This is a genomic window from Flagellimonas sp. 389 (assembly GCF_018449435.1).
Taxonomy (GTDB): Bacteria; Bacteroidota; Bacteroidia; order Flavobacteriales; family Flavobacteriaceae; genus Flagellimonas.
In genome coordinates, this window is the sequence record NZ_JAHCMU010000001.1 from 39,910 (window position 1) to 53,134 (window position 13,225).

Below are 13,225 nucleotides of genomic sequence, written 5' to 3' on the forward strand. Positions count from 1 at the left end.
ACGGATCAGTAATAGCTTTTCAAGTAAAATTTATATCAAAAAAACAGGAGGGAGTTTGCGTCGTGGGGATTTTTAATTCCCAAAATTATACCGCAAAGTAAAGCCCGCATTGATAGTAGTCTGCGGGAAAGCAGTTGACACTGCGAATTCTGAAAACGTATGGTCATAGAAGAATAGGGCATTTAAGCTTTTGCTCAAGGCATAATCAGCTGTAAACTTAATGGCCATTAGATTTTGGCCCGATGTAATCTGGTTACTATCAATATCAAGGTTGCGAATTATGGTGATATTATCTCTTAAGGACAAGTCTGCTTTAAGGTTTAAATCACCTTTTAAACGTGTTTTTTCTCCACCAATATTGGTTACGAACTTCACATCTTTAAAGCGATAGCCCAATCCCAAGGTGTATTCCCTACCATTGATTTCCGTGAGCAGGTTGTTGTCAAAACTTAAAGATAATGTTCTATCCGTTCTTACTTCTGCAAGGAAACTAAACGAGTTTTTCATTTCAAAATCCATTCGGATCAATGGATTGAACTGATCATTAAGCACTACATTATTGATGATGTTTTCTGGAAGGAAATCTTCGGTATCAGGGTCTATTGTCGTATTCTCTCTCTCCAAATTGGTTTGAAAGGAATTGATGCTGTAGGCAGCACGGTAACCATGGCTCAAAGAAAAACGCTTGAACTTCTTCTTAAACCATCTATTTTTCATTAAGCCCGTATACTTGATATTCCAATTGGGAATGGGAATTTCCCGAAAAGCATCCAAATTGACTCTATTTACATCTCGCCCTGTGTAGGCGGCAAAAAAGGCAGGCAATAAAACTTCTTGTTGTGTTTTTCCATAACGTTGTGGGAATCCGTCGTCATCCAAAGGACCTGTTGTTTGTCCCCGATCCGAAACCAATCGATTTGCAATGGTAATCCTGTTTTGTTTGAATTTTTCAAAGGTTTCGGAATCAAACTCATCACTTTTACTAAAGGCAGTACTTATCATCATTGCGGAAATACTGAAATTTCCAAAATTGTTCCCCAAGAGTTCTTCATATTGGAATTCTCCACCACCAAGATCATTTACCTGAAAATTCTCCTGATAGCTATTGGATATTTGCCTATCCATTGTTAAGTCTATCGTAATATCTTGGGTAGGTTGCGCAGTTGCGGTGATGTTCAATTGTTTATTGGAATTTTCCAAATATTGGGAGTTGAACTCCGAAAACGTGGTCAACCACCCTCTTCTGGCCGCTTCAAAACGTACATCCGACTGACTCCCGAACACAAAGCCCAATGAAGGCCTAGCCGTACCTATAAATCCAATAGATTGTGTGTACCCGGGAAGCACCTTACCATTATTTTCACTGTAGTTTACGTTTATTCGCTTTACCATAGTAACAAAATCGACTATGGTGTTGAACGTCTTGCTCGTCTTTTTTGGTGGTTTTTCGTCTTCTTCCGATGCTAGATTTCCTGCTTTGTCCCTTCTTCTAGCTGATTGATTGGCCGTAACCTTACCGTCTCGTTTCTTTAATCCCAAGAAATCGTAAAAACGCTGCATACTCAAATTACCGGTTAAATTATGCGTATTGGCGTTTTGTATCGTATTGATCTGCTCTCCGGGATTTTCAAGCTGTACCACCTCATTCAAAGCATCGCCGCCACGTTGCCAATCAAAATTACTGGTATAGGAGTACTGTGCATTGATAAAGTTTAGGAAAGGGAATTTATCAAATGGAAGTTCATAATTCAACTGCATTTGTTGCGAATGCCTATTGGATTCCCCAACATCAAAAAAGCCGTCCCATAAATCCAAATCTTGATTAATTCCAGAACTTTCATCATCGTCGACATTAAAGTAGTTACGAACAATATTGTTGTTAGACCCTGTTAGATTTAATCGCAATGATTTGGTAATACTATAGTTTAACGCGTATTGCCAATTGAACAAATAGTTACGTTGTTGCAAAAGCGGGAGATCTAGAGCGTCTACACCGGGCTCCAAAACATCTCTAAACCGTTGCTGGTTAAAGGAACGGTTATAATTGGCATTCACAGAAATACTGGTAGGTAGCACATTAAAGTTAAGCTCCTTAAGCCATTTCCAATATTCACTCATAAACAAAGAGTCTTTTTTTGCGAAAGGAGCAATCGGGGCCGGTTTAAAATTATGGTTGTATACAAAACCCGTGGTTACGTTTTGGTCTCGCAATTCTTCCACTTCAAAATCCCGATGATCCGTTTCGTTATAGGAGTAATTGAACGTAAAGTTTTCTACATCGAAAAAGTTCTCTTTTGCTTCCTCTCCCCTATTTTTCCGTACTCCAATTAGATTGATACTGGTCCTCTTGGTATAATCTTCCGCTTGTCTTTGAATAGTTTCAGCATCTTCTTGGGTTTCAGCTGCGGCAATACGGTCGTCCAATTTTAAATCGTCATAAACAGGGTCGAATTCCGGGGTTATCAAACTTTCCGATATGCCGTAATTAAACGGCAACTGAATTCCCCATTTTTTTGGAAACAATTGACCTACATTCACATTGGTCACCACATCGTAGGATATGGCATCCTCTCGTGAACGCTCATTGGGCATTTGATCAATGGAACCAAAACCAGACGTACTTCTGCTTCCCGTAGCAGTGACATTTGCAAAATCTGCCATATTTGCGTCCAAAGCAGCAATTGCCGCCCATCCACCGTTATTATCCAAGCCCGCCAAACGAAGTTCGTTAAACCAAACCTCACCACGAGCGGGTAAATCGTCAATATTCTTGATTCCCACCATCATACCACGAATACTTCCCAAAGATGGATTTCCTCGTATGCCAATACGCAATCTACCCAAGGTCCTTGGCGCAAATTCATCTACTAAAACAGCTTCACCGTCAATGATTTCATAGTAGTTTACCTCATTGAGTGTTTGTTCTGCAATTCCTCTTGATTTCACCTTACTCAAATCGCTCAGGTCAATATCAAGCTGATTTACATCTGGCCAAATTTGATCTGGCGACGTCACGTTAAAGGGAGTAAATTGAAGCGGTAATTCTATTTGATAAAAGTTTTCAGAAAAGTCAGTTCCAATTCTTAGAAAACCGACCAATGGGGTATCGCTATCGGAATAGTCACCGTTCAATATTTTTTCCGCATGCATGAACATTTTTATTCGTTCGTACTGCCTAACGTCAATATTCACATTTTTAAATACCCCACGAGAATCCTGAGACTCCAAATTTTCAACAACGAAGGAGAGGGATTGTTCATTCTGACGTATGATGGTATTATTGTTATTCAATTGTTCACGAACCACACCTGGAGGCAAAACGTAGGGAATAGGCTGTCTTGCAAAGTTTTCTTCTATATTGACCGTATTTACATCAAGTACCGTTCCATCATCAGAAGGATCACTATCAATTTCATCTGGTTGAAGTGAGTTTGTATAGGTTCTCCAGTCTCCACGTACCAAATCCAAAGTAGCAAAACGCAGTATGACATCACTTGTAAAGCCTGTCATATACATTCTCATAAAGCTAATGGAACGGAAATCCGTTATTCCACCAACGGCTTCTGTAAAATCACTTAATGGAATCTTGTACTGAATCCATCGATAATTGACCTCAGTTCCGTTTGGGACTCTATTGCCACTTGCAGTACCTTCCCGAATATCGGTCACATACTGGTCATCCACTGTAGTATTTGGTTTAATTTGAATACGATATTCGTAATAGCTATTGACGGTGTTCATGGTCAAATCCCTATCAATATCTTCTACATCGGGCAATGTAGTTGATCCCCTATTGGTGTTGGTTACTTCAACCGGAGAATTACCTTGTGGATTATTAAAATCCAAATAACGCTCTAGAATGCCTCCCTCTCTATTCAAATAATACTGGTAATTATCAAATGCAGGGTCTTCTGCAGGTCCGTTGTAAATAGCTTGTTCCTCAGCATCATCCAACCCATCAAAACCCAAATCTTGCAATGACCTATTTGTTTCGTCAGCATCAAAAGCGTAGACCAGCGATTGTGTTGAAGGAACTTGACCCCATATTGTAGATCTAGGAGTTTCTACATTGGTAGTACCGGGCAATCCATTTTCATATTGCTTTCTTCCGTCCTTGAGGATATCTTCTGAGATATTTCCCAAGTTAAGTACCAGTTCCCCAACATTTGAATCGTTGGTATCACCATCAATATAAGGATCCAATACCCAAAACTGAACAAATTCCACATTGGACTGTTCAAAATTGGTACTGCTCAACGGACGCATAATACCTGCCCACTTATTAGTATCAGGCTCAGTTTCAAAACTGGGATTAGCATTATAGGGTCCTTTTTGATCTGGATAATATACTACATCCAAAGTTCCTTGTACTTGGGTTTGCCCTTGCGCAATGTCGGTTTCTGTAAATACCTCGTCAATAAATACTCTACGGGTTGCATTCAGCGAAATATCATTATCTGACAATCCCGAAGGCCTTTGGTTGGTATAGAAAATTGGATCAACGGTGTACCAGGACATTTTTGACCTCTCAAAACCTACGTCCAAGCCAGTTCTATCTTGTGCAAATTCAACAGGCGGACTAGCCAGGGTCCATCCCAAAGACGAACGAATATCAATTAAAGCCTGTGCGCCTTCAAAATCATCTATGTACGTAGTGGTCTCCCCTTCAAAATCAGCGTTTTTAGGAGAGTTTGGCTTCAAAAAAGCAACCTCGCCACGTATGGAAAGATTGGAAGGAACATCGGTGTCTATGTTTGGAAGCTTATTCGCCAATCGTGTTAGAAACGGAATCTCGGTGCTAAAATTCCCGTTTAAACCAAAAATAGTATTGTTCACAGGCTCAATACCAAAATTTGATTTTTGGGTAAGGGGTCGCTCATTGAGGTTCAACAGCGTACCGCCCAAGACAAAATTCTCATTGAATTTATGTTCTACGTTTATCCCTGTAAATCTTCTGGTCTGCTGTCCAAAGACTGCATTATTTTCTACTGAAATATTTATTGGGGTATTGGAGGCTTCTAAACTAGGGTCTAAAATCTGTACTGTCCCTGCTTGATAGTTTACGGTATAATCTATACCTTCTTGCAATTGACGACCACCTGCAGTTACTCGTACCGAACCTCTTGGCACATTGAACGCACCAATGGGTATCCCATTATTTCCTTCAGACTTGTAGCGCCCCTTTAACTGGAAACGATTCTTCTCGGCATCTTGCAACGAAGCAGCTTTGGTCTTCGCGTACATATTCCTAAATACGTATTTCTGCTGGTTAACATTGTATCCTTGATCATTTTCAACATCATACGTTCCACCACCCAACTCATCAAATAGAAACTCTCCAAAAGGCTCCACTTTGGTGAAGATGATTCTACCGGATTGTGTGTCTACCGTAATTCCAGGAACGTAATCAAAGAATCCATCACCACCGGGCTGAACATCATTGTAGATATTTAAGCGATCCAGATTGAACACATTGATAAGAATACGTTCTTCAAGTCCAGTGGGCCAACCTGCATTTGGGTCTACGGGAGTAATATAGTTTCTAGGTGTAGGATCTGAATAAAGGATATTCAGTTTAAAATCTTCTTGGCTTAGTTGAAACGCTCCAGTGGAATAGATGTTTTTCATCATCAAATCCCAGATTGGATCGTCGACATTCGTAATATTACTTTTTAGTAGTTTTAATATGAGCGTATTATTTTCGATGATGGGATTAACGCCACCGGATACGGTCGTAGCATCTACACCGCCATTTGCAAATTCCCCAACCTGAAAAACCTCTCCATTGAACGTGTATTGGAACGCCACACCCAAAACCTCGTCATTGCTTAAACGTTGGTTTAAAGAAATGTAACCCAATTGTGTATCAAATTGATAGTCTCTTCCCACTTCCAATTTTCGGGCATTTTCCAGTATGGCGTAATCGAACCCTTGATTTGCTTCAACATTAAAACCATTATCAACTGTTGCAATGTCCCTAACACCCGTATTCATAGCTCCGCCACTTCCTATTAGTGCAGGATCAAAGTCATTGGCGCCATTTTGTGGCAAAGCTCCCGGTTGTAAAACATTAAAGAATCCTGCCGGAGCATTGCCTTCTTTCCCAATTCTGGTAATTTCCCTACCATCGCTTCCCAATTCAACTTCTCCCAAATCTTGAACTGCAACAACATTTCTTACGTTCAGGGTCTGCTGATTTCGGTTGGTCACCCACACCTCAAGGCGAGTAATTTGTATTTGACTACGTATGAAGGGATAGTTAGCGAGTGCTTGGTCATAATTATCCCTAAAGTATTGTGCCAAGAAAAAATGTTTGTCCTCATCATAGTCCAAGGCGGTCAATGCAAACTCATTGACTGTACCTCCTCCTTGTGCAACCACTGTATTATTTTGTGACCGTTGTTCCGAAAAAACCGCTGTTACCGTAGTTTTACCAAATTGCAATTGTGTTTTTACTCCAAAAAGGCTCTGCGCACCAGTAATCAAAGAACTGTTCAAAGGCATATTTACGTTACCTATCTCTATCTTTTGAAGAATATCATCCTCGGTAGGCGTATAATCGATTTTAACCAAATTCTGGAAATCAAACGTTGCTTCGGTATCATAGTTCGCCGTTACCTGAAGACGTTCCCCTACTTTACCCAACAAGCTCAGGCTTATCCTTTGGTCAAAATCAAAGGAAAGGTTGGTCCTGTTTCTGGGAGATAATGCAGGGTTGTCATTTTTCTGCCAAAGTATCCCCAAGTCCATAGCAACAGAACCTTGCGGAATTACTTCAATGGTGTTCCCTCCAAAAATGGATTCAAAGAAGCTACTGTTCACATAAAAATTTGGAAGTAAATTCTTTCTAGCTTCTTCACTACCCTCTTTTTTTCCTGTAAATGCATCGATTTTATCCTTGAAGTAGGATTTCATCTTTTCTTTTTGAACAAGGTCAAAATACTGTTCTGGTGTAAGAATGACAGGATAATTGATATCAAATTCGCCAACACGTTCCGTGTAGATATACATATCCAGTTTTGGATCGTACGTGTACTTGGCTATGATACTATTGGGGTTTTCCAATATTAGCTGACCAAGCTCAAAACCAGTTTTCACTGAATCCTGAACTTGTTCATTGGTTTCCTGGCCTGTTAGGTTGGCGGTTATCAGAAAACATGTAAAAAAGAAAAAGTACCTAAATCCTATCGATTTAAGTATTGGTTGTGCCCCTCTTTTCAAACTAATTACAAATTTTTCAGCGCGAATTTAATAGTGTCCTCAACGCTTAGTGAAGGATCTTCGGATAGCACCTTGTCAACAACCTTTTCAGACTGCCTCCGTACGAAACCAAGAACCTCTAAAGCAGATAACGCTTCTTCTTTACTTGTATTGTTCGATTGGTGGGAAACTTCTCCCATATCGTAGACTTTTAAAATCTTGTCCTTTAAATCAAGAATAACACGTTGTGCGGTCTTGGCACCAATTCCTTTTATTGACTGAATGGCAGGAACATCTCCATTGGCAATAGCATCCCTAATTTGGACAGGTGACAAGGAGGATAACATTGTTCTTGCAGTGCTAGATCCAATACCAGAAACAGAAATCAATAACCTGAATATTTCACGTTCTGACTGCTCCAAAAAACCAAAAAGTGTGTGCGAGTCTTCCTTCACTTGCAAATGTGTGTAAAGACGTATATTTTCTTGATCTTTAAGCTGAGAAAAAGTATGCAGTGAAATATTCACAAAATAGCCTATGCCACCACATTCAACAACAATATAAGTGGGGTTCTTCTCAACTAATTTTCCGTTTAAGTGGGTAATCATATTATGGTTGTTTTTGTCGATTGTTCGTTGTTTGCTTCGGCTACGCTCAGCACCCCGGTTGTTTATTTAAATCTAAATTTTAGTTTGAACTTATGCTTAAACTTGAGTTTTGAGTTTGAACTTGCATTTGTATTTAAGTCTTAAGCCTCTCTACTCCCCCATTTTTGCCCTTCGCCGTTTTTCACGCTCTTGAGCATCTATTACAGCTACTGCGGCCATGTTCACCATTTCATCTACACTTGCTCCTAACTGTAAAATATGTGCAGATCTTCGAAGACCCACCATAATTGGGCCTATGGATTCGGCATTGTTCAGGCCTTTCAATAATTTATACGTAATATTTGCAGAATCCAAATTTGGGAATACCAATGTATTTACTTTTTTTCCTGCCAATTTTGAAAATGGAAAATTATTGTGACACAGTTCTTGACTTAATGCAAAATCCGTTTGAATCTCACCATCAACTACCAACTCGGGATTCCTTTCGTGCAATATTTTGACAGCTTCCCTAACTTTTTGGGCATTTGGATGGTTAGAAGAACCGTAATTTGCATAGGACAACATCGCCATTACAGGATTAAAGCCAAACGTGCTGGCGACATTTGCGGTCATTTGTGCTATTTCTGCCAAGGCCTCTGCACTAGGATCTACATTTATGGAAGTATCCGCTAAAAATAGTGGTCCCCTATCGGTTATCATTATGTTTACTGTGGAGGCATTTTTGACTCCTTTTGCACGTCCCAAAACTTCAAATACAGGCTTTAATACCAATGGATATGCTCTGGAATAGCCAGAGATCATTCCGTCTGCATCACCTTCCAAAAGCATCATAGCGCCAAAATAATTACGCTTGCCCATATTGACATTTGCGCTGTATTTGGTTTCTCCTTTTCTTTTTCTGGATTCCCACAACTTCATCGCATATCTAGTCCGCATTTCCTTTGATTCGTCCGAGCGTGGATCTATAATAGGCACTTCGGCATCAAATTCCAATTCCTTTTTTAACTTCTCAATAGTTTCCCTATATCCTAGCAAAATTGGTATGGCTATACCTTCATCATGGACTATTTGTGCTGCTTTCATTACATCGAGCAATTCTGCTTCTGCAAAAACAATGCGTTTGGGGTTAACCCGCGCCCGGTTGTGCAAAAGGCGAACTACTTTGTTATCATTTCCAGATCTCTGGTATAGTTCTTCTTCATACTTTTTCCAATCCTCAATCGGTACTTTTGCCACTCCACTGTCCATAGCGGCTTTTGCCACCGCTGGTGGAATTTTAGTTATCAATCTTGGATCAAAAGGTTTGGGAATGATATATTTCTTGCTAAAAAACAATCTCTTAGTATCGTAAGCGATATTTACCTGTTCCGGAACAGGTTCTCTGGTTAAATCCGCTAAAGCCCTAACCGCAGCCATCTTCATCTCTTCATTGATTTTAGTCGCCCTAACATCCAATGCTCCCCTGAAGATAAATGGAAATCCAAGAACATTGTTCACTTGATTGGGATGATCTGAACGACCTGTTGCCATAATGATATCATCTCTTGTTTTACAAGCTAAGTTGTATTCAATCTCAGGGTCTGGGTTTGCCATTGCAAAAACAATAGGGTTTTTAGCCATGGACTTAAGCATTAGGGGTGTTAGGATATTGGCAATGGACAATCCAATAAAGACATCCGAATCTTTCATGGCCTCCTCCAAAGTATCTATCTTTCTATCCGAGGCAAACTCCTTTTTTTCTTTGGAAAGATTTTCACGATCACTTCGGATGACACCTTTGCTATCCAACATTACAATATTTTCAGGCTTTGCACCGAATGCAATATAAAGCCTGGTGCAAGAAACAGCAGCTGCACCGGCGCCACTGACCACAATTTTTATCTCTTCAATTTTTTTATGGGCAAGTTCCACCGCATTCAGTAAAGCAGCTGCCGAAATAATGGCAGTACCATGCTGGTCATCGTGCATGACCGGAATATCCAATTCTTCTTTTAGACGTCTTTCAATTTCAAAAGCTTCCGGCGCTTTAATATCCTCAAGGTTGATTCCCCCAAAAGTTGGTGCTATAATCTTTACGGTTTCAATGAATTTATCAACATCTGTAGTATCCAGTTCAACATCCATTCCATCGATATCAGCAAAAATCTTGAACAACAAGCTTTTCCCTTCCATCACAGGTTTTGATGCCTCTGGGCCAATATTTCCCAATCCTAAAACGGCCGTTCCGTTAGAAATTACTGCAACAATATTTCCTTTGGCGGTGTACTTGTAAACATCATCCTTGTTTTTTTCAATCTCCAAACAGGGTGCAGCAACCCCAGGAGAATAGGCAAGAGCTAGATCGCGCTGGGTAGCATAAGGCTTTGTAGGCACTATTTTTATTTTACCTGGCTGAGGCTTCGCGTGGTACAATAAAGCTTCTTGACGTTGTTTTTCTTTGCTCATCTTTCTTTTTTGAGGCTATAAATGTATAGGTTATTCTTTTTAATTGGACGCACATCAAAATAAAATAAAAAAGACGCCAAAACATAGTGGCGTCTTTTCATATTCTTTTAATGTTCAATTACCAAAAATACCCAACTATAATTGTTGTCACCACTAATAATATAATGGCTAAATAGCGATAGTTTTTATACCATGGCAAATCTTTGAGTTCTTCCGTCTCTTCCGCGAACATTTCTTTCTTATAGGTATATTCCGCTACTTTTTGTGCATCTGGCTCTCCAGTTGTCAAACTGACTATAATATGGGTGAGCAGACTTATTACAAACAAAAGATTGGCTTTGGCGAGAAAGTGGAATTCATTTAGGTAAGGCGCAATGTCATAACTGGCCGACAATATCATAAAAATGGCTACTGCTCCTCCAACCAAGAGACTTATAAAAGCTCCTGTGGCATTTGCTCTTTTCCAAAACAATCCTAAAATAAAGGCTGAAACTACTGGCGGGCTTGTAAAAGCAATTACCAACTGAAGATAGCCCCATAGCGAATCGCTCACCTTTTCTATGAAAGGAACCCAAAGTGATGCAAGAACCACCAATATCAATGTAGCTATCTGTCCTGCCCTTACCAATTGTTTACTGGTCATTTCTGGACGAAGTTGTTTTACAAAATCCATAGTGATCAATGTTGAAGCCGAATTGAACGTTGCTGAAACTGATGACATCATAGCTGCCAATAGTCCCGCAACTACAAGACCCAAAATACCGGTGGGCAAAAGCTGAAACAATAGTACAGGATAGGTTAGATTAGGACAATCTGAAAGATTCTCGCACATACCTCCAGTAGCTAGTGGATAGTTAAGGTTTGAAATATCTAAAGTATTAAACAATAGAAGTGCCAATACCCCGGGCACTACCATGATAAAAATTACAGGAAGTTTTAACAAACCTGCAAATAATGCACCCCAGCGACCGTGATTTAAATCTTTGGCTCCCAATACACGTTGCACCATAAACTGGTTATTTGCCCAAAAATAGAATCCTAGCAGTGGTACGCCCGTTAATAATCCCCACCAGGGCATAAATTCATCATTATTGGGGCGAACTAGGCTGAACACCTCCCCCGAGTTGGACGGTATAAATTTTCCTTCGGTAGCTCTGTCTCCAAAATTGACATCTCCAGATGCCAATGCCGCATCCAATTTGGACATCATACCACTCCATCCACCACCCAACTCTTCAAAAGCAAAATAGGTGAGCAAACAGGAACCTATAATCAATAAAACCGCCTGAATAACTTCGGTTTGTATAACAGAGTTAAGTCCACCCGGAATTGTATATGCTGCGGCCGCAACAGCCAAACCTATGATGATGTAGGTGGAATCCACATCTGGGAACAAAAGTTTTAAAACAATACTACCAACGTAAAGTCCCGCAGCCGTGTCCACGAGTACATTTCCAACAATCGTTATCAAAGAAAAGTAATATCTCGATCTTTTGTCATAGCGTTTCTGCATGAATTCCGGCATGGTATATACTCCAGATTTTAAATAAAACGGCAAGAAAAATATGGAGAAGAAAATAAGGATGACAACGGCATACCATTCGTAGTTGTACACGTTGACATTGGTCTGAAAACCATCCGAAGCCAAACCAACCAGTGTAGAACTTGAAATATTTGCAGAAAAAAGTGCAATCCCAACAATAGGCCATGTCATGGTCCTACCTCCTAAAAAATAGTCTTCCGAACTGCTTCTTTTTGATTTTGATATACCGTAGATTATAATTCCTACGAGATATACCAGAATCACAATAATATCCAAGGTCTGTAATCCACTCATGGTCTTTCTTGATTTAGTTAGTTTGTCTTCCGTTTGTGCACATTATGATTTTTAGACGTAACCCAATTTCTTTCGATTATGGTAAATTTACTGGCCTATTTTTAAGAAAATCATAGTTTGCTTACAAGGCAATATAGTCTTTTTAATTTTTTCTTAAAAAAAACTTAACATCTAATATCATCATGGGGTAACCTCAATCGTTGTAGTAGGTTTACTAACTTTTTAAAAATTTTAGGTTTCGTTGCAAACCTGAAAACTTGGTTCGCTTTACAGGGGATTTTTTGAAGATTTTTTTGAAAACATCTTCCGTGATTTCCTCCCAATCTTTTTTGGTCATGGAAAGTAATTCGGGATTTGGATTGAAAAGTGGTTCGCTGTGCGCTTTTGAGAAACGGTTCCAAGGACAGACGTCTTGGCAAACATCACAACCGAACATCCAGTCATCAAATTTACCGTGAAATTCTGTTGGAATCTCGTTTTTTAATTCGATGGTAAAATAAGAAATACATTTGCTCCCATCCACTACATATGGTTCCACAATGGCATCTGTGGGGCAAGCATCAATACAAGCGGTACAAGTTCCGCAATGGTCGGTTACCGGGCTGTCATATTCCAAATCCAGGTCTATGATCAATTCGGCAATAAAATAAAACGACCCTACTTGTTGGGTCAATAAATTGCTATGCTTTCCAATCCATCCCAAACCACTTTTGGCTGCCCACACTTTATCGAGCACAGGTGCGGAATCCACAAATGCCCTACCATGTACCTCACCGATTTCTTCCTGTATAAAATGCAGTAATGATTTCAATTTATCCTTTATCACAAAGTGATAGTCTGTACCGTAAGCATATTTTGAAATCTTGTATGCATCCTTATTTTGATGTTCGGATGGGTAGTAATTCAGCAATAATGAGATAACAGATTTAGAACCTTCCACCAATTTGGTCGGGTCCAAGCGTTTGTCGAAATGGTTTTCCATATACTGCATTTCGCCATGCATATTTTGGTTGAGCCATTTTTCCAATCGAGGGGCTTCATCTTCCAGAAATTCAGCCTTGGAAATTCCACAAGATAAAAAACCGAGGCGTTTAGCTTCATTTTTTATTAGTGTGGTATTAGACTGTTTACCCAT

The 13,225-nt window shown here is 39.7% G+C and carries 5 protein-coding genes; all 5 read right to left on the reverse strand.

Annotated elements, in window-relative coordinates:
* Window positions 1-72: 72 nt before the first annotated feature.
* The 5 genes from sprA to queG all read right to left on the reverse strand — a co-directional run bounded on the left by sprA (window position 73) and on the right by queG (window position 13,225).
* The gene (gene sprA, locus KIM67_RS00195) at window positions 73-7,221 is read right to left on the reverse strand and encodes a cell surface protein SprA (protein ID WP_213829366.1); all 7,149 of its coding nucleotides are present in this window, start codon (window positions 7,219-7,221) and stop codon (window positions 73-75) included.
* A 5-nt stretch (window positions 7,222-7,226) separates the two neighbouring features.
* Window positions 7,227-7,808, reverse strand: coding sequence for a Holliday junction branch migration protein RuvA (ruvA, locus tag KIM67_RS00200; RefSeq protein ID WP_213829367.1), 582 nt, complete (start codon window positions 7,806-7,808; stop codon window positions 7,227-7,229).
* Between the two features lie 150 nt (window positions 7,809-7,958).
* Window positions 7,959-10,253, reverse strand: a complete 2,295-nt coding sequence (locus KIM67_RS00205; protein ID WP_213829368.1) for an NADP-dependent malic enzyme — start codon at window positions 10,251-10,253, stop codon at window positions 7,959-7,961.
* A gap of 118 nt (window positions 10,254-10,371) precedes the next feature.
* Complete coding sequence (locus tag KIM67_RS00210) at window positions 10,372-12,090, reverse strand: sodium:solute symporter (RefSeq protein ID WP_213829369.1); 1,719 nt, start codon at window positions 12,088-12,090, stop codon at window positions 10,372-10,374.
* A 214-nt stretch (window positions 12,091-12,304) separates the two neighbouring features.
* A complete protein-coding gene (queG, locus tag KIM67_RS00215) occupies window positions 12,305-13,225 on the reverse strand; it encodes a tRNA epoxyqueuosine(34) reductase QueG (RefSeq protein WP_213829370.1) in 921 nt (306 codons plus the stop codon).

Bases quoted from the DNA above. Each gene is read 5' to 3' on its own strand.
- ruvA (WP_213829367.1), bottom strand. From the start codon at position 7,808: ATGATTACCCACTTAAACGGAAAATTAGTTGAGAAGAACCCCACTTAT.
- KIM67_RS00205 (WP_213829368.1), bottom strand. From the start codon at position 10,253: ATGAGCAAAGAAAAACAACGTCAAGAAGCTTTATTGTACCACGCGAAG.
- KIM67_RS00210 (WP_213829369.1), bottom strand. From the start codon at position 12,090: ATGAGTGGATTACAGACCTTGGATATTATTGTGATTCTGGTATATCTC.
- queG (WP_213829370.1), bottom strand. From the start codon at position 13,225: ATGGGTAAACAGTCTAATACCACACTAATAAAAAATGAAGCTAAACGC.